Source organism: Natronomonas aquatica, assembly GCF_024449025.1.
Taxonomy (GTDB): Archaea; Halobacteriota; Halobacteria; order Halobacteriales; family Haloarculaceae; genus Natronomonas; species Natronomonas aquatica.
The window spans coordinates 1-24,151 of the sequence record NZ_JAHLKM010000005.1 but is presented as its reverse complement, the minus strand read 5'-3'; the positions used below and the strand labels follow the sequence as shown (position 1 = coordinate 24,151).

Sequence of the window (24,151 nt, the reverse complement as noted above, 5' to 3'; positions counted from 1 at the left end):
GGGAGAGTCGGGTATGGAAGGCCACCTGACCGACGGGCTCGTCGCGGTCGGCGCCAACGCCCGCGAGCGCTACTACGACGCGCGGGGGTACGGCCGCCCGCGCGGCGACGGGGTTGTCCTCTCCCGCGTCGAGGCGGCCCATCTCCTCTATCGGGGCGATCTCGGTTCGGTCGACGGACAGGGGATCGAGGGCTTTCTCGCCGACAACGACGATATCGTCGTGCCCTTTCTCGTCTACAAGGACCTCCGGGACCGCGGGTTCTACGTTTCGCCCGCCCGGGAGAGATGGGTCGACGATCCCGAGGGGGCCGCCTTCGTCGTCCATCCCCGCGGGGACGGCCCGTGGGACGGTACCGTCCAGTATCGGGTTCGCGTGCTCGGCGAACGGGCCGCAGTCGAACTCGGTTCACTCGGGGACGTCGTGCTCGCGGTCGTCGATGAGGAGAGCGAACTCACCTACCTCCGGACCGACGTCCCGGAAATCACGGGCACGAGTTCGGCCGCGATCGACGGCCCGATCGAGGGCCACCTGCTCGAGGACCGCGTGCTCTGTTGGGCGCCCCCGCCGGCGCTCTACGAGCGTGGCTTCTACGGTCAACGAATGGATCGCGACGACGACGCGGTCCAGCTATCGCTTCTGGAGGCCGCCTATCTAGTCGGTGACGGGTTGTTAGCTGTCGACGGCGGCCGGGAGGCGATCGAGTCCCGGGGGCGGGCCGTCGAGGGCGAGCGGTTCGACCGCCGTCTCACCGTCTACCGGGCGCTTCGCGACCGCGGCGTCGTCCCCAAGACCGGGTTCAAGTTCGGGGCCGACTTCCGAACCTACGCCGAGGTCGACCGCGTTGCCGAACTCGGCCACTCCGAACTCCTGGTTCGGGTGCTTCCGGCCGACGCCGCCCGCTCGCCCCGTGATCTGGCGCTCGACGTTCGCCTGGCCCACGGCGTTCGCAAGCGGATGGTGTTCGCGCTGGTCGACGGCGAAACGGTCCGGTGGCGCTCGATCGAGCGGCTGACGCCCTGACGCTGTCGGTTCAGGCCGACCGGGACGGGTCGACGCCCCACGCGACGTGATCCCACGCCCGCTCGTAGAGGTAGTAGGTCCCGGTCTTCAGTACGTTCGCCGCGAGGCCGATATTTATCGCGTCGCCGACGTCGCCGACGACGGCAAAGGCGATGGTGACGGTGATAAGCACCATGACCAGCCGATAACAGAGCGTCTTGACGATCGCCCGCCGCCGGGCCTGGAGCGCCGAACGCGAGAGGAGCGGCGTATCCATGCGGGACGTGTCGACGTGAATCCATATAAATAATTGGATATGGTTACTATTTCCCAATAATAAACCTATATTAGTTAATTCTACCGAAATGCGTGACCGATCGAAACGGAATCCGGTCATCGGTCCACCTCCCCGACGCCCTGAGACACTGTATCGACACTGCGTTCGGCCGTGGCACAAGCGAACGGTTTTTGGGCGGACCACCCGGACGGTTCGGCATGACAGACGACGGAACGGGCGGCCGAGGGATTGGGCCGGCCGGTTGCGGCGATGGCGGGGCGGAGGGCGCCGACACCGGAGCACCGGCGGCGCTCCGAGCGGACGGCGGAGCCGTCGACGACGTGGCCCTCGACCCGTGGGGTTCTTCGACCGTCGACGACTACCGGAAGCTCTTCGAGGAGTTCGGCATCGAGGTCTTCGAGGAAGTGCTCCCCCGGATTCCGAGCCCCCACTACCTGATGCGGCGTGGGGTCATCTTCGGCCACCGCGACTACCGACCGGTCGCCGAAGCGATGGCAAACGACGAACCGTTCGCCGCGCTGTCGGGCTTTATGCCGACCGGCGACCCCCACATCGGCCACAAGCTCGTCTTCGACGAGCTGATCTGGCATCAGGAACGCGGCGGCGAGGCCTACGGGCTCATCGCCGACATGGAGGCCCACGCCGCCCGCGGGCTCTCGTGGGACGAGATCGACGAACACACCGAGAGCTATCTGCTTTCGCTCATCGCTTTGGGCTTCGATCCCGAAGACGGGACCCTCTACCGGCAGTCTGCCAACCGCGAGGTGCAGGATCTGGCCTTCGAACTCGGGACGAAGGCGAACTTCTCCGAGCTGGGGGCGATCTACGATTTCGACGGCGAGACCGAGGTCTCCTACATGCAGTCGGTCGTCACCCAGATGGCCGACATCCTCTATCCGCAACTGGACGGGCCGAAACCGACCGTCATCCCCGTCGGCCCCGACCAGGACCCCCACATGCGGCTGGCCCGGGATCTGGCCGGGCGGATGCGGTATTTCGGTGTGACCGAGGCGTACGCGAGCTTCGAGAGCGAGGGTGCTGAAAGCGAACTCCTCCGACGTGCCTACAAGAAACGGGAGGCGTACGCTGATGATCCTGAACGGCCGAGATGCGCCGAAGCGGCGCAGTGGCTCCTCGCGGAACAAAAGACCGCAGAAGCGATGGGCGGTGATGCGTTCCACGACGAGACGACGCTGGAATCTCTCATACAAAAGGTCACGAACAAACTCGAGAACGCCGGCAAGGAACCCCTCCGGCCCCGCGTCCGGTTTCTCGACCGCAACGCCACCGACGACGCGTTCGAGGCGTTGATCGAGGCCATCGACGGCGAGAAACGCGTCTACGAGGGACACGTCGACGCCTTCGGGATGGACCGGGAAGCCGCCGAGGAGTTGGCCCGCGATATCGAACTCGAACACGGCGGCTACGGCTTTTTGCCGCCCTCGTCGGTCTATCACCGCTTTATGACCGGGCTGACCGGCGGGAAGATGTCTTCCTCGGTGCCGGCGAGCCACATCAGCCTGCTCGACGATCCCGAGGAGGGCTACGACAAAGTGAAATCCGCGACGACCGGCGGCCGCGAGACCGCCGAGAAGCAGCGCGAACTCGGCGGGAAGGCCGACGAGTGTCCCGTGTACGAACTGTATGCGTACCTGCTTTCGGGCGACGACGACGAGTTCGCGACCGAGGTCTACGAGGAGTGTGTCGGCGGCGAACGGCTCTGTGGGGGCTGCAAGGAGCAGGCGGCCGAACTCATGGGAGAGTTCCTCGAGGAACACCAGGAGAAACGCGAGGAAGCGAAGGAACTGCTCGAGGACCTCGATATCGAGTTGGACAGCGACAGGAAGCGATAGGTTTCAGTACTGCGGCAGTCGCCGCGACCGGGCCGAACCCTCGACGAACGGCAACTCGACGACCTCGGCGGGCGTGTCCTCGCCGCCGATTCGAACCGTCAGAGCGTCGGCCTCGAGGCCGTACTCGACGAGCGCCATCGCGATCGGTGCTTCGAGCGCGGGGCTGTGATCCGCGCGGGTCACCTCCCCCACGTTGCCGTCGCCGTCGAAGACGGCCGCCCCGGATTCGGGGACGGCATCGGGTCGGAGCCCGACCAGCCGCCGTGAGGGACGCCCCTGGTTTTCGATCTTCGAGACGACCTCCTGGCCGACGTAACACCCCTTCTCGAAGTCCAGGGCGTTCCGGAGCCCCAGTACGTTCGGGACGTTCCCGACCAGTTCGGTCTCGAAAAGCGGCGTGCCGGCCTCGAGCAGGAGGTACTCGAACGTCCGGTAGCCGAACGGGGCGGCGTTGAGCCCGTGATTGATCAACGCGTCGAACACGCGCTCGGCGTCCTCGGCGGCGCAGATGACCTCGTAGCCCTCCTCGCCGGTGAGGTCGTCGGTCCGGACGACGGTCGCCCCCCAGTCGCCGATCGTGCCCCGGACGAACGACAGCGGCTCGTCGGGCGATCCCGGCCCGGTGAGTACGGAGGCGACCTTCTCGGTCGCCTTCGGCCCGTGGATCCCGAAGACGCCGAAGTCATCGGTCGCGGCGCGGATCTCGACGTCCTGGATGAACGTCTTCTCGCGCCACTCGGCGGCGAGCTCTTCGGCCGTCCCCGGCGGGACGAAACAGAGCAGCCGTTCGTCGGCGTTGTAGACGTACAGCTCCCTCTCGATGCGCCCCTGGGGATCGAGCAACAGCGCGTAGACGCCCTGCCCGTCGGTCCCGGGCACGTGGTTCGTGACGGCGTTGTCGACGAAGTCGATCCGGTCTTCGCCCGCCACTTCGACGATCCCGTAGCCCATCTCGATCGTGCCGACGACGTTCCTGACGGCTCGGTGGGTCCGCTCGGGCCGGCCGTAGTGGGCGGCGACCCGCCGATCGCCGCGTTCGGTGAACGTCGCGTCGTGGGACTCGTGTAGCTCCGCAGCGACTGTCATTGGTGGCGTGAACGCGCCGGAGCGGTGAATAACCACCGGGTCGGGCTCCCGGGGTATACAAACCGGCCGTCGGCGGGTCTCATACTCCGAACCGATCCCTGATCCGGTCGATAAACGACGCCTCATCCGCGGTATTCCCGGAGTCGAACTCCGGGACGACCCGCTCGTCCGGATAGATCCGCATCGGCCCGTCGTCGTTTTCGACCGCGATGAGCCCGGCCTCTTTCAGTTCGGCGAGCGCCGTCTCGAGGTCGTCGATGTCCGCCTCGACGTCGGTCCGGAGTTCGAAGACGGTCATCCCTTCATCGGTCCGATCGACGAGCGCGTCGAGCACCGAGACCTCCGTCTCGTCGCGGTCGCGGTACTCTCGCTTCGCCTGCATACGTGGCGGTTCGTCCGGCGGCATCTTAACCGTTCGGCGACCAATCCGCTCCGGGACCGGGGCTCAAGCTTTATACCTCTGTCACGGCCACGTGAGCGTAATGGGACTACAGTGTTCGATACTGGGCCACGCCTTCGAGCCCGCGGGTGTGGAACGAGAGAGCGAAGAGGAGGGTGACGAGGTCGTCACCACCGAACGCGAGATAGAGCGCTGTCGACGCTGTGGGGCCGAGCGCGTCGTCTCCGAGAGCACCGAGGTCACGGCCGTCGTCGACGGCGAGGCGGTCGGCCTCGAGAGCGACGCGGACGGCGAGTCCGCCGCCAACCTCGCGGGGGCCGGCGAGGACACCGGGACGGATACCGCCCCGGCGTCCGGGAACGGTCCGGATGCGTCCGACGACGCCATCACTGACGTGGCCGGGGAGGACGCGGCCGGAGGGACCGACCCGGACGCCGTAGACCGGCCGACAACGGCGAGAGCCGACGACCCGGAGCCCGGTATCGAGAACGACGCCGCCGACCCCCGACAGCGCGGCGGTGAAGTGATCGATCCCGAGCCCGACCGGCCGGACGAGGAACCGATCGACGACGAACTCCGGGATCCAGACTCCGAGGACGCCGAGATCCTCACCGACGAAGACACCGACCGCGAGCCGGGCGAGTGGCCCGACGACCTAGAGAAGTCCGACGACGGGGCGGGAACCGATCGCGTCGTCGAGACCGACGCGCCGGTCGAGACACCGGAGGAGACGGACGAGTCGCTGTCCGGGATCACCGTTCCGGAGGGCGAGATCGTCTGTCCGGAGTGTGGGTTCCGGATCGATGCCCAGTCGGGGTACCGCGGCGGCGATTCCTGTCCCGAGTGTAACGGCTGGCTGGAGGCCGAACGAAACCAGTAAACACCCGGATTCCGATATCTCTGGTATGGAGGAGTACAAGATGCGGCGCGGGGAGTATCTCGAGGAACGTGTTCCCGACATGAGAGCGACGATAGAGGGGTATTTCGGCGAGATAACCGGAATCGAGGAATACAAAGGAAACGATCTCCACGTCGTCGAGGAGCCAGACAACCCGGTGTTCGAGCGGATCGTGGCCGGGACGATGTCGTATGCCGACAAGAAGGACAAACTCGCCGTCCACTTCGAGGAGAAAAGCCTCGAGGAACTGATGGAGGCCGGCGAGGTCGACGCCGCTGGCGATGCGAACACCGCGAAAAACGAGTTCCTGCTCGAGTGTACGGGTCGTGACGCCAAGGCCCGCCGCGAGTCGATGAAACGGGCCGTCGAGGACGACGCCGAGACCCCCGACAACGTCTGACGACCGTCGTCGATCGGGTCGCGTCCGGCCGGTCACATCACCGACGGCTCGTCGGTCTCGTAGGCCGCCTCGGTGAGCAGCGCCTCGAGGTTCTGGTACGGCACGAACGCCAGTAGCTCGTCGTCGCCGTCGTACAGATCGACGCCCTGCTCGCCGCGCTCGTAGTGTTCGCATTCGAGCTGTCCGTTCGGGAGGATCGCGCGGTACATACCCGGCCGTTCGTGATCCGAACTGAAGACGCTTCGGCGTACCATCATCGATTTGTATACTCCGGTTGTAGCACCGACATGACCGAACGACGCGCTCCCGCGCCGGTCGACCGCCCGGTCGTGTTGACGATCGCCGGCAGCGACTCCGGCGGCGGCGCCGGGATCCAGGCCGACCTCAAAACGATCGAGGCGACGGGCGGGTTCGGAACGTCGGCGGTGACGGCCGTCACCGCCCAGAACACGACGGGCGTCGAATCGAGCCACGTCCTCCCGATCGGGGAGATCGACGCCCAGATCGACGCCGTCCGGTCGGACTTCGACGTGCGGGCGGTCAAGACGGGAATGCTCGCGACCGCCGAGGTCGTCGAAACGGTGACGGCGGCCGTCCGTGATACGGAGGCCCCGGTCGTCGTCGACCCGGTGATGGTCGCGGCGACGGGCGATCGGCTGCTGACCGAAACTGCCGAATCGGCCTACGAGGCCCTTATCGCCGAGGCGACGCTCGTGACGCCGAACGCCGACGAGGCCGCGGTACTGACCGACATCGAACCCGACGACGAGGCGAGCGCGCGCCGCGCCGGCGAGGCGCTCGTTGGGATGGGCGCCGACGCGGCGCTCCTCAAGGGCGGCCACATGCCGGGCGAGACGGTACTCGACGTGCTGGTGACGCCCGATTCGGTCGCGACGGCAACCCACCCCCGGATCGACACCGACGCGACACACGGCTCGGGCTGTACGCTCTCGGCGGCCATCGCGACGCGGCTCGCTCGCGGGGAGTCGATGTCGACCGCCGTCGACCGGAGCGTCGCGTTCATGCAGCGGGCGATCAGGTACCACCACGACGTCGGGAGAGGTCCCGGCGCGGTGCATCACCTCGTCGAACTCCGAAACGAGGCCGAACGGGGGGCGACGATCGACTCGCTCGAGGAGGCCGTCGGGCGACTCCGGGGAACCGACCCCGGATCGATCGTCCCTCCGGAGGGAACCAACGTCGCCGCGGCGACCCCCTACGCCGAGGGGATCGGGGAGATAGCCGCGATCGAGGGGGGGCTCGAGCGGACGGCCGGCGGCCTCGAACCGAACGGCCCCGCCCGGTTCGGCGTTTCGACGGGACCAACGCGCCGGCTGCTCGAGGCCCGGGCGTTCCGGCCCGATCTGTGTGCCGCCCTCGCGTGTCGGGGCGACGAGGAGGCCATCGCCGCGATGGACGACCTCGGCTGGACCGTCGTCGGTTCTGACGGTTCGAACGACACGGCGGCGATGGATGGCCTCGGGGACTCCCCGGGCGACGGGATCGTCGCGATCGATCACGGCGAAACGGCGACCGTACTGGGCTCGGGGCCGGACGCGCTCGTCGACGGAACCGTCGCGTTGGCCGGGGAGCTTTGAAGACCGTTACGCTCCCGACGACCCGTCACGTTTTAGCAGACGGCACCCTCCGGTCCGGGTATGGCATCCGGTATCGTCGGGGAGTTCTTCGAGTTGAAGGCCGAGACCTCGGCCGACCTGCTGGCGATGCAGATGGGCGATTTCTACGAGTTCTTCGGCGAGGACGCCGAACTCGTCGGTGAGGAACTCGATCTGAAGGTATCGGAGCGCTCCTCCGGCGGGGAGCCGTACGCGATGGCCGGCGTCCCGGTCGACGATCTCACGCCCTACGTGAAAGCGCTCGTCGAGCGCGGCTACCGTGTCGCGATCGCGGACCAACGGGAGACCGACGACGGGATCGTCCGGGAGGTGGTCCGGACGGTCACGCCGGGGACGCTTCTGGAGACCGACGACGCCGACGCACAGTACCTGGCGAGCATCGCGCGCGTCGACGGCGAGTACGGACTCGCGTTCTGCGACGTCACGACCGGCCGGTTCCGGGCGACGGCGCTTCCGGGCGAGGCGGCGGCCGACCGGGCGCTGAACGAGATCGATCGCTTCGATCCCGTCGAGGTGCTGCCGGGGCCGACCGTCCGGAACGACGACGGCTTCCTGTCGGCGCTCCGAACCGATTTCGAGGCCCGGCTGACGTTACACGAGACGGACGTTTTCGCCCCGGGACGGGCCCGACACACCCTCTCCGAGCAGTTCGGCGAGGCCACCGGAACGGTCGGGCTCTCCGAGGCGACGATCGCGGCGGCCGGGGCGGCGATCGCCTATATCGACGAGACCGGCGTCGGTGCCCTGGCCTCCGTGACGCGGCTCGGGACGTACACGCCCGACGAGCACGTCACCCTCGATTCGACGACGCGGCGGAACCTCGAACTCACGGCGACGATGACCGGCGGCGGTCGGACGCTCTTCGGGACGATCGATCACACCGCGACGAGCGCCGGCGGCCGGCTGTTGAAGGAGTGGGTAACCCGCCCGCTCCGGGACGTCGGGACGCTCCGGAAACGGCAGGCGGCGGTCGAGGCGCTCCTCGAGGACGCCCTGGTCCGGGAGGGGCTCGTCGAGACGCTCGGGGAAGCCTCCGATCTCGAACGCGTCGCCGCCCGGGCCGTCTCCGGCAGCGCCGACGCCGGTTCGCTGTTGCGCGCCCGCGAGACGCTCGCGCTCGTCCCGGAACTGTCCGAGCGCATCGAGGGGTCGCCCCGCCTCGCGGACTCGCCGGTCGCGGGTCTCTTCGCCGATCTCGATCGGGAGGCGATCGCCGACCTCCGGTCGGAACTGGCGGCGCTGGCCGACGACCCGCCGAAGACGCTCCACGAGGGCGGGCTGATAAAGCGCGGCTACGACGCAGAACTCGACGAGCTGGTCGAGCGGCTGGAGGCCGCCCGGGAGTACTTCGAGACCCTCGAAGACCGCGAACGGGAGCGCCACGGGTTCCCCCGTGTCACCGTCGGCCGCAACAAGACCGACGGCTACTACGTGCAGATCCCCAAGTCCGACTCCGGGGGCGTCCCGGAGCACTACGAGGGGATCAAGACGCTGAAGAACGCCGAGCGGTACGTCTTCGACGAACTCCGCGAACGGGAGCGCGAACTCTTCCGGCTCGAGGAGGAACGCGGCGACCGCGAGTACGAGGCCTTCCGCCGGCTCCGGGAGACGGTCGCCGAGCGCGCGGACCTCCTGGGGGCGGTCGGCCGGACGCTGGCGGAACTGGACGCCCGGTGTTCGCTTTCGGCCCACGCCGCGAAGCGGGGCTGGACGCGCCCCGAACTGACCGACGACCGGACCCTCGAGATCGAGGCCGGGCGACACCCCGTCGTCGAGGTCGACACCCAGTTCGTCCCCAACGACCTGTTTCTCGACCGCGAGCGCCGCTTTCTGCTCGTCACGGGGCCGAACATGTCCGGCAAATCGACCTACATGCGGCAGGCGGCGCTGATAACGCTTCTCGCCCAGATCGGCTCGTTCGTCCCCGCCGACGAGGCGACGGTCGGTCTCGTCGACGGGATCTACACCCGCGTCGGCGCCCTCGATGAACTCGCCGAGGGCCGCTCGACGTTCATGGTCGAGATGGAGGAACTCTCGAACATCCTCCACTCGGCGACCGAGGAGTCGCTCGTCGTCTTAGACGAGGTGGGCCGCGGGACCGCGACCTACGACGGGATCTCGATCGCGTGGGCGGCGACGGAGTACCTCCACAACGAGGTCGGCGCGTTCACGCTGTTTGCGACCCACTACCACGAACTGACGGCGCTGGCCGAGGAACTGCCCCGCGTCGAGAACGTCCACGTCGCCGCGACGGAGTCCGACGGCGACGTGACCTTCCTCCGGACCGTCGAACCGGGGCCGACCGATCGCTCCTACGGCGTCCACGTCGCGGATCTGGCCGGCGTCCCCGAGCCGGTGGTCGATCGGGCGGGCGGCGTGCTGGACCGGCTCCGCGAGGAGCGAGCGATCGAGGCGAAGGGCGGCGGGAGCGAGCCCGTCCAGACGGTGTTCGACCTCGAAGCCGGCGAGTTCCGCACGGACGAGGGCGGTAGGGATGCGGCCGGCGGGGACGGCGCAAGGGACAGAGAGCCCGACGCCGGACCGTCCGACTCCGACTCCGATCCCGACCCCGAAACCGAGGCCGTCCTCGAGGACCTCCGGACGGCCGACCTCGCAGAGACGTCGCCGGTCGAGCTGATGAACCGCGTCAGCGAGTGGCAGCGACGGCTCGAAGACGAGTGAGGGTCCCCCGGTAGCGAAACGGTTAGTGCGCTCGCGCCCGTCGGCCACACGTATCCGACCGACATGACACCGGAGATCAGGGAACTCGACGCCGAGACGCGCGACCGGATCGCCGCCGGGGAGGTCATCGAGCGCCCCGCCTCGGTCGTCAAGGAACTCCTAGAGAACGCCCTGGACGCCGACGCGGGCCGGATCGAGGTGGCCGTCGAGGCCGGCGGGACCGAACGGATCGTCGTCTCCGACGACGGCGTCGGGATGTCCGAGTCGGACGCGGAGATGGCCGTCCGGGAGCATACGACGAGCAAGCTCGACTCGATCGAGGACCTCGACGCCATCGGGACGCTGGGCTTCCGGGGGGAGGCGCTGCACGCGATCGGTTCGGTCGCCCGCCTCCGGATCGAGACGAAGCCCCGGGGCGGAAGCCGGGGGACCGCGATCGCCGTCGGGAACGGCGAAGTCCTCACGTGCGAGCCCGCCGGCTGTCCGGAAGGGACGACCGTCGAGGTAACAGACCTCTTCGGCGCGGTGCCGGCCCGCCGGAAGTACCTCAAGACAGAGGCGACCGAGTTCGATCACGTCCAGCGGATCGTCGCCGGCTACGCGCTGGCCCGTCCCGACGTCGCCGTCAGCCTCGTCCACGACGGCCGCGAGACGTTCTCGACGACCGGCGACGGCGACCGCCGGAGCGCCCTCATGGCCGTCTACGGCCGGAACGTCGCGAACGCGATGATCGACGTCGAAAACGACGGCGACTGCGGACCGATCGAGAGGATCGAGGGACTCGTGAGCCACCCCGAGACGAACCGGGCCGGCCGGGAGTACATGACGACGCTGATCGACGGCCGATACGTGACCAGCGGGGCCGTCCGGGAGGCGATCGTCGACGCCTACGGCGACCAGCTCGCGCCGGACCGGTACCCCTTTGCCGTCCTTGACCTCTCGGTTCCCCCGGGAGGTGTCGACGTCAACGTACACCCCCGCAAATTGGAGGTGCTTTTCGCGGACGAGGCGGGCGTCAGCCGGCAGGTCTCGGAGGCGGTCGAGACCGCGCTCCTGGAGGCGGGACTGCTCCGATCCAGCGCGCCACGGGGACGGTCGGCCCCCGAACAGACCGACGTGGCGCCCGATACGGCCACGGACGACGCCGGTTCGACCACCGAGGGTGACCGGCCGACCGACGAGCCGGGATCGGTATCGGACCCATCTTCGGCGACCACGGCGACAGACGAGCCCTCGTTGGACTCGACCGCGGAGTCTTCGACCTCAACCTCGACCCCGACCGACGGGGCCCGATCGACGCCCGACGCTGGAGCGCCCCCGGGGGCCGATCGAACCGGGAGTGCCGACGGACCGTCGACCGACCGAACCGGGGGTTCGAACGTAGACCCGACAGCCGGCCGGACCGATCGTCCCAGCCCGGAGGCTTCAGACCCCGGCGACGACGATGCACGGTTCCGCCGCGAGCCGACCCAGCGGACGCTCTCGGGGGCAGAGACGGCCGGCACGCCCGAGGACTTCGATCGGCTCCCGCCGATGACGGTCCTCGGGCAGTTCGACGAGACCTACCTCGTTGCCGAGGCCGACGAGGGGCTCGTCCTCGTCGACCAACACGCCGCCGACGAGCGGGTGAACTACGAGCGGCTCCGGGCGGCCTTCGACGGCGAGACGACGACACAGACGCTGGCCGAGCCGGTCGAACTGGCGTTAACCGCCCGGGAGGCAGAACTCCTCGAGGCGTACGGCGAAGCGCTCTCGCGGCTCGGGTTCCGGGTCCAGCAGCCCGACGAACGGACGCTGTCGGTGACGACCGTCCCGGCGCTGCTCGCCGAGCGCGTCGGCGGTGACGCCCCCGAGATCGCCCGAGATCTGCTCGCCGCGTTCGTCGACGGCGACCCCGAGGGGACGATCGAGGCGGTCACCGACGACCTGCTGGGGGATCTCGCCTGTCACCCCTCGATCACCGGCAACACTTCGCTCCGGGAGGGAACGGTCAGCGGCCTGCTCGCCGCGCTAGACGACTGTGAGAACCCCTACGCCTGCCCGCACGGCCGGCCGACGGTGATCGAACTCCCGACCGAGGAGATCGAGGCCCGCTTCGAGCGCGACTACCCCGGCCACGGCGACCGGCGGCGGTGAGCCGACCGGGACGGGCGGTGGTTCTATGTCGGCGTCGGACCAACCGCGGGCGATGCCAACGAACCCACGCGAGGCCCGCCCGCTGGAGGGCGTGACCGTCGTCGACGTCACTCAGGTCATCGCCGGTCCCTTCGCGACGATGAACCTGGGCGATCTCGGCGCCGACGTCGTCAAGATCGAGGCGGTCGGCCGCGGCGATCGGTCGCGATCGATCGACCCGATCCCGGAGTATTTCGACACCATCAACCGGAACAAACGGAGCATCGAGGTCGACCTCAAAAGCGAGGACGGACGGGAGATCGTCACGGAACTGGCCCGCGAGGCCGACGTGTTCGTCGAGTCCGCAAAGCCCGGCCGAATGGAGGCGTTCGGGCTCTCCTACGAGCGGCTCTCGGCGGAGAACCCCACGTTGATCTACTGTTCGATCTCCGGGTTCGGCCGCGATAGCCCCTACGGGGAACTGCCCGCCTGGGACGCGCTCGTCCAGGCGATGAGCGGGATCATGAGCGTCACCGGCCAGGAGGGCGGGCCGCCGCTTTGGTCGGGGCTGCCCAGCGGCGATCTCATCACCTCGATGTACACCACACAGAGCGTACTCGCGGCGCTGTACGCCCGCCAGCGCGGGATCATCGACGGCGAGTGGATCGAGGTGCCGATGCTCGATGCGGCGATCTCGTGGCTCTCGGCCCGTGCCGGCCACACCTTCGGGCTCGGGGAGCCGTTCCCGCGGCTCGGCACGCGGCACCCGACACTTTCGCCGTTCGGCGTCTACAGCTGTGCCGACGAGGACATCGTCATCGCCGCCGGGACCGACTCGCTGTGGCGGGATCTCTGTGCCGTCCTCGGCCTCGAGGAACTCCGCGAGGACGAACGCTTTTCGACCGCTTCGACGCGCGCCGAGCACCACGACGCCCTGAAAACCGAGATCGAGGCCGTCCTCGCCGACGGGTCCGCCGAGGAGTGGGTCGACGCGCTACAGGGGGCGAACATCCCCGCCGGCCCGATCCACGACACCCGATCCGTCTGGGAGGACGAACACGTCAAAGGGCGCGGTCTCCGCCGTACGCTCGAACGCGACGGCCGGGCGGACGCCGAGGTGATCGACCACCCGATCCACTTCTCGACGCTGGCGACGGAGCTGTCGCGGCCGCCGGAGACCCTCGGCGAGAGCACCGCAGACGTACTCGAAGAGCTGGGGTACGACGACGGCGAGATCGAGCGGCTCCGCGAGGCGGACGTTATCGGATAGAAGGGACGATCGGCCGTACGTGGGCGGAGACGGACGGGCGGGGACGGCGATGCTTCGGGTCGGTCGAACGGAGACGTCGGGCGGGTTATCCGTCGAGCAGGCCGAGTTCCTCGAGCCGCGAGACGATCTTGTCGACCGCCTCCTTGGCGTCGTCGGGCTCCTTGCCGCCGGTGATGACGAGCTTGCCGGAGCCGAAAAGCAGCGCGACGACGTCGGGATCGTCGAGCCGGTAGACGAGCCCGGGGAACTGCTCGGGTTCGTACTCGATGTTCTCGAGCCCGAGGCCGATCGCGATGGCGTTGAGGTTGAGGTTGCGGCCCAGATCCGCGCTGGTGACGATGTTCTGGACGACGATCTCGGGGTCCTCGTCGACCTGGATCTCGAGTTCCCGGAGCTTGTCGAAGACGATGCGGAGCGACTCGTGGACGTCGTCGGTCGATTTCGCGCCGGTACAGACGATCTTGCCCGACCGGAAGATGAGCGCCGCCGACTTCGGCTCCTGTGTCCGATAGACGAGACCGGGGAACTGCTCGGGGTCGTAATCGGCGCCTTCCAGATCCATCGCGACGCTCTGTAGATCGAGCTCCTGGCCGATGCCCGTCGAGGCGACGACGTTCTCGATATTGATAGTCTCCTTTGGGTCCTGCATGACTCGACTTAAAACACGTATTTAAGGTTTATAAATATGGGTGGTCGTTACCCGCCCTGAACGGTCCCGCCGCAGCGACCGGGCCGTTTATGCCCTGCGGGCGGTCAGTCACCGGCGTGTACCTGCTGGAGTTCGTCGGCGACGACGACGCCTTTGCGGCCCGGGAGGCCGGGAGCCGCGCCTCGGCGGTCGACCGAATCGCGTCGGGGATGGCGACCGCCCGCGGGATCGAGCATCCGGAGACGCTCTCGTATACCCGCCGCGTCTGTCGGCTCCTCGGTACCTGCGAGCCGGCGATCGAGGCCGCGGTCGCGGTCGTCGACGCGGCGAGGATCGACCGGACCGGGACCGTCGCCGTCCGTGCCCGCGACGTGCGGGGGCTGTCGGGGGTCGACACCCGGGCGGCCGAGCGACGGCTCGGTCGCGTCCTCGTCGACCGGGGATACGAGGTCGACCTCGAGACGCCGGACCACACGCTCATCGCGCTGTTTTCGGACGATCTCGCGGCGCTCGGCTGGCTAACGTGTGAGACTGTCCGGGATTTCTCTTCGCGCAAGCCGACCGACAAGCCGTTCTTCCAGCCCGGGAGCATGGATCCTATGGACGCCCGCGCGATCGCGAACATCGCCGGCGCCGCCCCCGGCGCGCGGCTGCTCGACCCGATGTGCGGGACCGGCGGAATCCTCGTCGAGGCCGGCCTCGCCGGTGCGGCCGTCGTCGGCGTCGACGCACAGCGGAAGATGGTTCGTGGGGCCCGGCGAAACCTCCGGCAGTATCTCGGGGACGGCTCGGTCCTCCGGGGTGACGTCACCCGGCTTCCGCTCGTCGCCGACAGTTTCGACGGCGTCGTCTTCGACGCGCCGTACGGCCGACAATCGAAGATCGAGGGGTCGTCGCTCGAGGCGCTCGTCGCCGACGCCCTCGGTGAGACCCGCCGTCTCGCCCCGCGGGCCGTCCTGGTCGCCGATCGCCCGTGGACCTCGGCGGCCGAGTCGGCCGGCTGGGACGTCACCGACCGCTTCGAGCGGCGCGTTCACGCCTCCCTGGTCCGGCACGTCCACGTGCTGGGGTAGCCCTACCGGCCCAGTTCCGCGAGCAAGCGTCCGAGGTGGACCCGATCGGTCGTCCCCTCGGCCATCTCGAGGTCGATTTCGCCGGCCAGCGCGTGGATGCGGGCGAGTTCGTCGCCGCCGTACCGGCCCCGGGCGACCGCGAGCAGTTCCCGAAGGACCGTCTCGCCCTCGTAGCCCTCCCCGTAGAGGAGGTCGTCGATCCCGCTCCGGGCGTCCTCGAAGGCCCCGTTCTCGGCGTCTTCGAGGATCCCCGCGAGGGTATCGCCCATCCCGATCTCTCCCAGGGCCTCGTAGGCCGCGTCCATCGTCACTTCGCCGGCTTCCTCGGCGGCCGTCTGGGCACCGAGGATGGCCCGCCGGAGGTTCCCGTCGCCGTAGCCGGCGACGTACTCGAGGCCTTCCCCGTCGTACGCGACGCCCTCGCGTTCGACGACCCGCTCGAGGACGGTGACGGTCTCCCCGTGGCTCGGCGCCCGCATCGGGACCGGGAAACACCGGGATTCGATCGGCGCGATGAGCTTCGAGGGCTGGCGGGTCGCGATGACGAACTGGGTCGCCTCGTAGTGTTTCTCCATCACCCGGCGCAGCGCCTGCTGGAAGTCCTCGCGGATCGTCTCGGCGTTATCGAGCAGGATCGTCCGGAAGTCCCCCGAGACCGGCTGGTAGGCCGCCTGCTCTTTCAGCACGTGGCTGATCATACCGCGCTTCGAGAGGTCCGACCGCCCCTCGAGAAAGCTTGCGAACCGCTCGTCGTTTCTGATCTCTTTTTTCGTCCGCCCGAAGAAGTCCGCGACGTTGATCGTGACGAAGTCGTTTTCCGGATCCTCGTGGGTCTCGGCGGCTAGCGCGCCGGCGGCGGCCGTCTTCCCGACGCCACGGGGGCCGAAGACGAGGAGGTTCATCGGCTCTTCGACCGCCCGCTCGAGGTGGTCGCGAGCCTCCGTCTGGGGGAGTTCCGACAGCTCCGGCGCGTGGGTCTCCGTCCACAGCGGCGCGTCCATACGGTCGCTGGGTCCCGCGCCGACAAAAGCCCACCTCTCTCGTTCCCGGGGCGGTTACCGGGGCGCCCGGATCCGATCGACGACGGCCCTCGCCAGCGCCTCGAACGAAGCGGTGTCCGGTACGACGTCGACGCCGATCCCGTTCGATCGGGCGGTGGCTTCCGTCGGCTCGCCGATCGCGCCGACGACGGCGTCGTTCAACCCCGCGATCGCTCGATCGCGAACGCCGCGCTCCTCGGCGGCCTCGAGGAAGTGTTCGACCGTCAGAGACGACGTGAAACACGCCCCGGTGAGGCCGCCCTCGGCCGCGGCGACCGTCGAGTGTCCGGCTTCCGGCGGACGGGTCAGCCGGTACAGAACCGTCTCGTGGACGTACGCCCCGGCCTCGTTCAACCCGTCCAACAGCACGTCCGAGCCGTGGTCCGAGCGGGCGATCTCGACCCGTCCGCCACCGACATCGCCCTCGAGGTCCGCGACGAGCCCCGAGGAGGAAAACTCCGCGGGGAGCCGATCGACCTCGTAGCCGGCGGCCTCGATCGCCTCGGCGGTCGGGGCGCCGATCGCGACGAGCTCGCCGGCGGGCTCGAAATCGGCCCCGGCGAGGAGTTCGGCGCCGGTCTTGCTTGTCAGGACGGTGTAGTCGGCGTCCGACCGGGCGATCGCACCCGTCGGCTCGACGGCCAACATCGGGTCAGAGAGCGCTTCGACGCCGAGAGCCGACAGCAGCGTCTCGGCTTCCCTCGCGCGCTCGTCGTCCGGACGGAACACGGCGACTGTTCGGCTCATCGGTTCATCACCACCGTCAGCCCAATTTCATATAGCATCATGCACTTTATTCTCCGTCGGTTTCGGTTTCGACCCCGTTCCGGAGAAACGCCGAAACCCGGTCGCGTGTGGCCGCGACGTCGCCGATAACGGTGATCGCCGGCGGTTCGATCCCCGCTTCGTCCCGCGCCTCGACGATCGTTTCGAGTGTCCCGCAGGCGATCCGCTGGTCCGGCCAGGTCGCCCGTTCGATCAACGCCGTCGGGGTCGCCGGATCCATCCCGGCCGACAGCAGCGCATCGGTGTACATCGGAAGCTTCCCGACGCCCATCAACACGACGAGCGTGCCGCCGGTGTCCGCGAGCGCCGCCCAGTCGATCGCGGATTCGTCCTTGGTGGGGTCCTCGTGGCCCGTGACGAACGACACGGAGGAGGCGTGATCCCGATGGGTGACCGGGATCCCGGCGACGCCGGGGCCGGCGATCGCACTCGTCACGCCGGGGACGTACTCGAATTCGATCCCGTGGTCGGCGAGGTGTTCGGCCTCCTCGCCGCCGCGCCCGAACACGAAGGGGTCGCCGCCCTTGAGTCGGACGACAGTCTTTCCGGCCTCCGCGAGTTCGACCAACCGCCGGTTCGTGTACTCCTGTGGCGTCCACTCGCCGCCCGCCCGTTTCCCGACGTCTTCGCGCTTTTTCGTCGGGATCGACTCTAAAAGCTCCGGCCCCGGGAGCTTGTCGTGGAGGACGACGTCGGCGGTTTCGATGAGCCGTCTGGCCTTCACCGTCAACAGCTCCGGGTCGCCCGGGCCGCTCCCGACGAGATACACCGTCCCCGTCACGCTTCCCTCCGGGCGCGCTGGACGAGTTCCTCGGCCCCCTGCTCGGCCAGATCCTCCGCGAACGACCGCGCGGCCCCGGGGTGATCGCCGACCGGCAGATCGCGCGTCGCTTCGATCTCCTCGTTCCCGTCCTGTGAGAGGACCCGAACTCTCGTCTGGACGTGTTCGCCCTGCAGGATCGCGTAGATGCCGATCGGGGCGACACAGCCGCCGCCGAGCGTTCCCAGGATCGTCCGTTCGACAGTCGTTTCGACCCGGGTACGCGGGTGATCGAGCACGTCCCGCAACGTCTCCGCGAGGTCCCCGTCCCGTGTGGTCACCGCCAGTGCGCCCTGTCCCGGAGCGGGAACGAACGGTTTCGGGAGCCGCCGGTACTCGATCCCTTCGGCCAGCCCGCTCCGGACGAGGCCGGCCTCTGCGAGCACGATCGCATCGAACTCCGTCCCGATCTCCCGGCCGAGCGCTTCCCGTTCGAACTCCGCGAGGTCGTCGAACCACTGTTCCGGTGTGCGGTCGTATTCCGGCGTGTCCGACCCGTCTTCTGCGGCGTCGGTCTCTTGGGCTTCGAGCCGCCGTTCGTGTTCGGCCTGCAGTCGTGGGGCGAGGAGCTTTTCGACCCGCGTATCGACGTTCCCTCTGAGCGGCTGTACGTCGAGATCGGAGCGGGCTGCGAGCAACTGGGCCTTCCGGCGGAGGCTCGACGTTCCGACGGTCGCCCCCCTCTGGAGGTCTGCAAGCGGCGTTCCTTCGGGCGTTATGAGCACGTCGGCGGCGGCCGCACGCTCGGGAACACCGGCGACGACGAGATCCGCCGGGAACTCGGTCGGCATGTCCTTCATCGAGTGGACGGCCGCGTCGATCTCCCCTTCGAGTACCTTCTCGTCGAGGCTCCTGACGAACGCGCCGGTCTTTCCGAGTCGGTGGATCAGCTCGTCCCGTACGGCATCGCCGGTCGTTTCGATCTCGACCAGCTCGGCCTCCCGGTGGCGGGCCTCGAGTGCGTCGGCCACGCGCTGGGTTTGCCGGAGTGCGAGATCCGATCCCCGGGTCGCCAGCCGGATCGTCTCTGTCATACCGAAGTTTCGGTGACGCCGGTTGAAACGCCCTTCGCTTATCGGAGCGTGTGCGTCGGGAGCTCGTGTGCGGCGACAGTGGGACCGTCGCATTCAGTATAAACCAAATAAAACGATACGAAACCGTGGTGCCAGCCCCCGGCTTGCTCGGGTGATACGTTTTTCTCGAAGCCGGTCGTCGTAGGCTGGCTTCGGCTACTGCCCTGCTAACCGCTGATTCTCTACGACTAGTCGAGAAACGTCAGCGTGGGCCGCCCGCGGGTGGGGAGTCAACGACTCTACGATTTCGGCCGGCTCAGGCCTCGACCTCACCGCGGTTGCGGATGAGATCCTCGAGTTCCTCGGGATCGTCGATCCGCTCGAACTCCTCGCGCTCTATGAGCGCCGTTCCGTCGACGGATTCTTGACCGGCGTGATCGACGACGTATACCGACCGGGTTTCAGTGACCCGACCGACCGAGGACATGATTCGGGCGCGCTTTTCGGCCGTCCGGTTGAATTCGGAGTGACCGGTGAGCATCTTGCGTTCACGGGATTCGTCCTCGCTGACGGCCTTGAACGGCGCCCGGAGGGTGGGATGTACCTCGAACCCGACTCGGGTGAGCACGGTCACGATGTGTGCGTCGTCCGGGTCGGCTTCCAGTTCGTCCGGCTCCTCGATGTCGTTGCGGACCTCCTCGGCTCCGTCGAGGACGTCTACGGGGCTGGCAAGCGGCTGGTCGAAGATATCCTCGAGTTCGGCCGCGACCTCGACGCTGGCGTTCATGCCGTCCTCGTACTTCGAGACGGTCCGCCGCGAGACACCAAGCTCGTTGGCCAACTTCCCGAGCGACATCTCCTGTTCGGAACGGACGTCCGAAAGCAGATCGCCGTCGATATTGACGTACAGTCCGCCCGGTGCGGCGTAAATCAGGGGCGGGACGCCCTCGATAAGCAGGTCCATCGCGGTATCCGGCGAGAACACCGGCACGCCGTGGCGGAAGTAGATGACGCCGGGGTCGAGTTCCTCGTCGCGCGTTCTGAGGCCGATGACCATCGGCGTCGCGTCGAGATACTCCCCCAGTCGACGCATCTCGACGCCGGTGTGACTGTCGAAGGCGTCGATGTTCGCCAGCACTTTCAACAGGAGTACGTCGTCGTTTCGTCGTGCCGCGATGTCGAAGCTCTTCGGTCGGATCGCACACCGGTCACTCACCGTGAAGCCAGCGTCCTCGAGCATCGCGGTGATGTTTCCAACCAGTGCGGATCGGCTCATAGGGGTATGTAAGTGTTTTCCCGGTTAAATGTGTTTCCCCGAAATTCGTCCGCGGCGACCGTTTCACTTCCAAGCACCGAGGTGACAAGTCTCGACCGAAACGCCGTTAGCCGCGGCCGTCGTACCGACGACAGTGACCGTCATCGGAGTCGACGACACCGATTCCCGAACGCGGGGCATGTGTACGACGTACGTCGGTGACACGATTGCCCGACGGCTCGAAGCCAGCGGCGCGGCCGTCTATCGCGTCCTTTTGATCCGTTGCAATCCGGCAATCGAACACAAGACCCGGGGGAACGCCGCTGTCGCGATCCACACCGACGCGCCGCCGGAATCGGCCTTCGACACCGCCGGATCCGTGATCGACGAGCTGGCGGAGACGGCCGACGAGCGAACGAACCCCGGGCTCGTTGTCGGGGCCGAGGGGCCCGAAACGGTCCCGGAACCGATCGCCGCCTTCGCCCGCGATGCGGTCCGCGACCACCACACCGAAGCGGCCGCCAGGGCGCTCTCCGGGGAGGCCGGCTACCGTACCCGCGGCTGGGGGAACGGTCGCGGGATAATCGGCGCCCTCGCGGCGGTCGGGGCCTGGCGTGCGCTCGAGGAGTGGACGTACGAACGGATCAGCTACCGGGCCCCCGAACGCTGGGGGACCGAACGGCTGGTTGACTTCGACAGCGTGTTCGAGGCCGCCGACACCTTCTACCCGGCAGTGTGGGACACCGTCGACCGTGGTTCCGGGGAAGCCGTCTGTGTCCCTCGAACGCCGGGGCCGGTCCTCTTCGGTATCCGTGGCGATGATCCGTCGGCCTGTCGACAGGTCACGAATCGTATCGAGAGCGAACCGATCGATCGGGCGAGACTGTTCGTCACGAACCAGGGAACGGACGGCCATCTCCGTCCGGGTACCGTCGAGGGCGTCCGGGACGGATTCGCCTATCGGCTCGATGGTGTCGTCGCTTCCTCGCCGGAGACACGCCGCGGTGGCCACGTCTTTTTCGATCTCGGTGACGGGGCGGAAACGATCGAGTGTGCCGCTTTCGAGCCGACCAAGCGCTTCCGGAAACGGGTCCGAAATCTCCGGGGCAGGGATCAGATCACGGCGTGTGGCGAGGTGACTGACGGAACGCTGAAACTCGAGAAGTTTGCCGTCCGTGATCTCGTTCGGACGACGCGCGAAACGCCGGTCTGTCCCGGCTGCGATCGAACGATGGAATCGGCCGGACGCGGGCAGGGATATCGCTGTCGTGACTGTGGAACGACCGCCGGCGGAAAGATAGAACAGTCGATCGACCGAGAACTGGAGTGTGGCTGGTACGAGGTCCCACCACGGGCACGACGCCACATCGCAAAGCCGCTCGTCAGGGGCGGTTTCGACGCCGAAACACATCCCGAGCGGTGAGCGGACTCCGTTCGATTCTTGTTACTGCTTCAGGCCGCTCCCCGAAAGCGGAACGACGACGTCGTCGTCGCTGTCGATCACGCCGCGATCCCGATACGTCCGGAGCGCGGCCGGTGCGACAGCACAGGTCGACTCGGTGTAGAACCCCGCCTCGTGGAGCCGGTCCAGTTCGGCTTCCGTGTCGGACTCCGAAACCGCGATCGCGTCCCCGTCGGATTCCTCGATCGCTTCGAGGATCGCCGGTCTTTGGACCGGTTCCCGGATCCGGATCCCATCGGCGGCCTCGTTGTCGCCGGAAGCGTCGGTTTCACTATGCAGCGTCGTCGCGATGGGAGCGTATCCGGTCGCCTGTGCAGCGAGTAGCTTCGGCAGTCGGTCGATCCATCCAGCATCGAGTAACTGCCTGAAGCCGCGATATGCGCCGAGAAACATCGTCCCGTGCCCGAGCGGGGTGACGACCGCATCGGGTGCCGACCAGCCCCGCTGGTGGGCGATTTCGTAAGCCATCGTCGCCGTCCCGGCGAAGAAAGCGGGGTTCCACGCGTGGCTCGCGTACCATCCCTCGCCCGCTTCGACGGCGTCGAGGCAGGCGTCGGTTACGTCCCCTCTGGACCCCTCGACCCGGACGATGTCCGCCCCGGAGCGACGGATTGCCCGCAACTTCGCCTCTTTGACGTCGGCGGGGACGTAGATCTCGGCGTCGGTCCCGGCACGCGCGGCGTAGGTCGCGATCGCGGCCCCCGCGTTGCCGGAGGAGTCCTCGATGACCCGATCGGCGCCGACCTCGAGCGCCCGAGAGATAACCGTCGTCGCCCCCCGGTCCTTGAACGACCCCGTCGGCAAGACGTATTCGAGTTTGAACGCCGCGTCCCACATCGGCGCGTCGACGAGCGGTGTGTACCCCTCGCCGAGCGAGACGCGGCGCTCGACCGGCAGGAAATCCGAGAACGCCCACAGGCCCTCCCGGGGATCGATCCCCGCCTCGGTCGGGTCCGGAGCCGACGGGAGCGGCCGGTCCTCGAAGCGGAGCGGACTGCCACACCGACACCGCCATCGGTCCCCGTATGTACCCCCGCAGGCCGGACAGCGAAGCGACATATTCGGAGGTCGACAGCGGTCACCCTATGCGTTTCGGTCGGGCGAACAGGCGGGATCGAATCGAATCCCGACGGCGATCTCCCGCGCTCCGGCCCCGGTCGACCGTCGGCGGATCGTCACGTCATACGGCGGGCTGGCCCCGTGCTCGTATATAAATCGTCGGGCGGACGGCCTCAGTACTCGTCGACGTTCGTCCCGACCGAACAGACGTACTCGCCGCTGGCGACCTGCGGCAGTCGCCGGTGTCGCCAGAGGATCCCGCTCGAGTCAGCCGTCACGGTCTCTTTTACCCGCCCGAACGGACCGGTGATCTCGAACAGCGTCTCGCCGCGGTCGACCCGATCGCCGAGATCGGCCCTGAACGTGACGAGCCCACCGGCAGGCGAACCGTACTGGCTGAACCCGGTCGCTCGGGTCTGTGGCGCGGTCGTGATCTCGCCGTCGAGGAACCCGTACCGGTAGAGGACGTTGAACACCCCTTTGACACCCTTCCGGATCGATTCCTCGTTCCACCCGACCGATCCGCCGAGTTCGGGGTCGATCGTCGGGATCCCCTCGTCGGGAGCCACGCGGGCGAGTTGACCGTCCGGTCCCTTGCGGTCGAGGATGTACCCGCAGCCGAACACCTTTGCCAGTTCGAGACAGTCCCGGTGCAGTCGGTGGCGGGAGCCACAGCGCACCCGGACTTCGTTTATCATACACGACGTCGAGCCCTGATGGAGGTCCAACACGAGATCCGCCCGTCGGACGGCGCCGAACGTCGCAGCGGCGATACGCTCGGAGGCCGTCCCGGACTCGTTGCCGGGGTAGGTACGGTTGAGTTTCGTGTCGTCGATCGGGTTGCGGTGCTCGGCGACCTGGAACCCGTAGTGGTTCACGATCCCGATGATGAGGAGTTCGCCGGCGATCTCCTCGGGATCGAGCTGTGGAACGAGCCGGCGGATGACCCCCAGCCCGTTGAGTTCGTCCCCATCGGAGACAGCCTGGATGTACAGCGTTTTGCCGTCCTGCTCGCCGTTGATCACCGCGACCGGCAGCCCGACCTCGGATCCGTCTCTTGCTTCGCCGACCGGGAGCCGCCCGACGGCCATCTCGCCGGGGGATGCGCTCGCGGTGCCGAGGGTCGTCATTACCGGTACTGCTCTCGTCGGCGTTATTAGACCTACTGATACCCGCCGGGTTTTCCGCCGGGTACGGACTCCCGTTCCCGCAAACGATAACCCTTTTTTTTCGTGCATGGAAACCGACAGCGTATGTCCGAGGATCTGAAGAAGGGGTTGGAGGGCGTGTTGGTGGCGGAGTCGTCGTTGAGTTCGATCGACGGCGAGGCCGGCGAGTTGGTCTATCGGGGGTAC

Annotated in this window: 22 protein-coding genes; 10 read left to right on the top strand and 12 right to left on the bottom strand. The window is 67.9% G+C overall.

Annotated elements, in window-relative coordinates:
• Positions 1–13 precede the first annotated feature (13 nt).
• Entirely contained in the window at positions 14–1,021 is a 1,008-nt protein-coding gene (gene endA / locus KM295_RS05880; RefSeq protein WP_256029012.1) for a tRNA-intron lyase, read from the top strand.
• A gap of 10 nt (positions 1,022–1,031) precedes the next feature.
• Here endA and KM295_RS05875 read toward each other — a convergent pair whose 3' ends face one another.
• A complete protein-coding gene (locus KM295_RS05875; RefSeq protein WP_256029011.1) occupies positions 1,032–1,277 on the bottom strand; it encodes a DUF2061 domain-containing protein in 246 nt (81 codons plus the stop codon).
• Between the two features lie 218 nt (positions 1,278–1,495).
• Here KM295_RS05875 and KM295_RS05870 point away from each other — a divergent pair, with 218 nt between their 5' ends.
• Entirely contained in the window at positions 1,496–3,151 is a 1,656-nt protein-coding gene (locus KM295_RS05870) for a tryptophan--tRNA ligase (protein ID WP_256029009.1), read from the top strand.
• 3 nt (positions 3,152–3,154) lie between these two features.
• On the opposite strand, the gene ygfZ is transcribed toward KM295_RS05870, so the two are convergent.
• Together ygfZ and KM295_RS05860 are read right to left on the bottom strand one after the other, a co-directional pair.
• Positions 3,155–4,237, bottom strand: a complete 1,083-nt coding sequence (ygfZ, locus tag KM295_RS05865; protein ID WP_256029008.1) for a CAF17-like 4Fe-4S cluster assembly/insertion protein YgfZ — start codon at positions 4,235–4,237, stop codon at positions 3,155–3,157.
• A gap of 79 nt (positions 4,238–4,316) precedes the next feature.
• The gene (locus KM295_RS05860) at positions 4,317–4,619 is read right to left on the bottom strand and encodes a DUF6432 family protein (RefSeq protein WP_256029007.1); all 303 of its coding nucleotides are present in this window, start codon (positions 4,617–4,619) and stop codon (positions 4,317–4,319) included.
• A gap of 100 nt (positions 4,620–4,719) precedes the next feature.
• Between KM295_RS05860 and KM295_RS05855 the strand changes: the two genes are divergently transcribed.
• Both KM295_RS05855 and KM295_RS05850 read left to right on the top strand, forming a co-directional pair.
• Positions 4,720–5,517, top strand: coding sequence for a DUF7093 family protein (locus KM295_RS05855; protein ID WP_256029006.1), 798 nt, complete (start codon positions 4,720–4,722; stop codon positions 5,515–5,517).
• A gap of 25 nt (positions 5,518–5,542) precedes the next feature.
• The gene (locus tag KM295_RS05850; RefSeq protein ID WP_256029004.1) at positions 5,543–5,935 is read left to right on the top strand and encodes a DUF5611 family protein; all 393 of its coding nucleotides are present in this window, start codon (positions 5,543–5,545) and stop codon (positions 5,933–5,935) included.
• 32 nt (positions 5,936–5,967) lie between these two features.
• Here the strand turns inward: KM295_RS05850 and KM295_RS05845 are convergent, their stop codons facing one another.
• Positions 5,968–6,144, bottom strand: a complete 177-nt coding sequence (locus KM295_RS05845; protein ID WP_256029003.1) for a hypothetical protein — start codon at positions 6,142–6,144, stop codon at positions 5,968–5,970.
• Positions 6,145–6,222: 78 nt separating this feature from the next.
• On the opposite strand from KM295_RS05845, the gene thiD reads away from it, so the two are divergent.
• The 4 genes from thiD to KM295_RS05825 all read left to right on the top strand — a co-directional run bounded on the left by thiD (position 6,223) and on the right by KM295_RS05825 (position 13,639).
• Positions 6,223–7,533 (top strand): bifunctional hydroxymethylpyrimidine kinase/phosphomethylpyrimidine kinase, encoded by a 1,311-nt coding sequence (gene thiD, locus KM295_RS05840; RefSeq protein WP_256029002.1) that lies wholly within the window; start codon positions 6,223–6,225, stop codon positions 7,531–7,533.
• Between the two features lie 60 nt (positions 7,534–7,593).
• The gene (gene mutS / locus KM295_RS05835) at positions 7,594–10,254 is read left to right on the top strand and encodes a DNA mismatch repair protein MutS (RefSeq protein WP_256029001.1); all 2,661 of its coding nucleotides are present in this window, start codon (positions 7,594–7,596) and stop codon (positions 10,252–10,254) included.
• A gap of 63 nt (positions 10,255–10,317) precedes the next feature.
• A complete protein-coding gene (gene mutL / locus KM295_RS05830; protein ID WP_256029000.1) occupies positions 10,318–12,390 on the top strand; it encodes a DNA mismatch repair endonuclease MutL in 2,073 nt (690 codons plus the stop codon).
• Positions 12,391–12,442: 52 nt separating this feature from the next.
• Complete coding sequence (locus tag KM295_RS05825; RefSeq protein WP_256028999.1) at positions 12,443–13,639, top strand: CaiB/BaiF CoA transferase family protein; 1,197 nt, start codon at positions 12,443–12,445, stop codon at positions 13,637–13,639.
• 85 nt (positions 13,640–13,724) lie between these two features.
• Here KM295_RS05825 and KM295_RS05820 read toward each other — a convergent pair whose 3' ends face one another.
• Complete coding sequence (locus tag KM295_RS05820) at positions 13,725–14,288, bottom strand: TATA-box-binding protein (RefSeq protein ID WP_256028998.1); 564 nt, start codon at positions 14,286–14,288, stop codon at positions 13,725–13,727.
• Positions 14,289–14,404: 116 nt separating this feature from the next.
• Here KM295_RS05820 and KM295_RS05815 point away from each other — a divergent pair, with 116 nt between their 5' ends.
• On the top strand, positions 14,405–15,361 hold the full coding sequence (locus KM295_RS05815; RefSeq protein WP_256028997.1) for a methyltransferase domain-containing protein: 957 nt from the start codon (positions 14,405–14,407) through the stop codon (positions 15,359–15,361).
• A gap of 2 nt (positions 15,362–15,363) precedes the next feature.
• Here the strand turns inward: KM295_RS05815 and KM295_RS05810 are convergent, their stop codons facing one another.
• The 5 genes from KM295_RS05810 to KM295_RS05790 form a co-directional block, all read right to left on the bottom strand.
• Positions 15,364–16,362 (bottom strand): AAA family ATPase, encoded by a 999-nt coding sequence (locus KM295_RS05810; RefSeq protein ID WP_256028996.1) that lies wholly within the window; start codon positions 16,360–16,362, stop codon positions 15,364–15,366.
• Positions 16,363–16,416: 54 nt separating this feature from the next.
• Entirely contained in the window at positions 16,417–17,148 is a 732-nt protein-coding gene (locus tag KM295_RS05805) for a uroporphyrinogen-III synthase (protein WP_256028995.1), read from the bottom strand.
• A 46-nt stretch (positions 17,149–17,194) separates the two neighbouring features.
• A complete protein-coding gene (gene cobA / locus KM295_RS05800) occupies positions 17,195–17,968 on the bottom strand; it encodes a uroporphyrinogen-III C-methyltransferase (RefSeq protein WP_256028993.1) in 774 nt (257 codons plus the stop codon).
• Positions 17,965–19,041, bottom strand: coding sequence for a hydroxymethylbilane synthase (gene hemC / locus KM295_RS05795; RefSeq protein WP_256028991.1), 1,077 nt, complete (start codon positions 19,039–19,041; stop codon positions 17,965–17,967). Before hemC ends, cobA begins: the two co-directional genes overlap by 4 nt.
• 295 nt (positions 19,042–19,336) lie before the next feature.
• Positions 19,337–20,296 carry a transcriptional regulator gene (locus KM295_RS05790; RefSeq protein WP_256028990.1) on the bottom strand — a complete coding sequence of 320 codons (960 nt, stop codon included), beginning with the start codon at positions 20,294–20,296 and terminating at the stop codon, positions 19,337–19,339.
• A gap of 133 nt (positions 20,297–20,429) precedes the next feature.
• On the opposite strand from KM295_RS05790, the gene KM295_RS05785 reads away from it, so the two are divergent.
• Positions 20,430–21,698 carry a TiaS agmantine-binding domain-containing protein gene (locus KM295_RS05785; protein WP_256028989.1) on the top strand — a complete coding sequence of 423 codons (1,269 nt, stop codon included), beginning with the start codon at positions 20,430–20,432 and terminating at the stop codon, positions 21,696–21,698.
• A gap of 21 nt (positions 21,699–21,719) precedes the next feature.
• Here KM295_RS05785 and KM295_RS05780 read toward each other — a convergent pair whose 3' ends face one another.
• On the bottom strand, positions 21,720–22,796 hold the full coding sequence (locus KM295_RS05780) for a pyridoxal-phosphate dependent enzyme (RefSeq protein WP_256028987.1): 1,077 nt from the start codon (positions 22,794–22,796) through the stop codon (positions 21,720–21,722).
• 173 nt (positions 22,797–22,969) lie between these two features.
• Positions 22,970–23,926, bottom strand: coding sequence for a succinylglutamate desuccinylase/aspartoacylase family protein (locus tag KM295_RS05775; protein WP_256028985.1), 957 nt, complete (start codon positions 23,924–23,926; stop codon positions 22,970–22,972).
• Between the last annotated feature and the right edge of the window lie 225 nt (positions 23,927–24,151).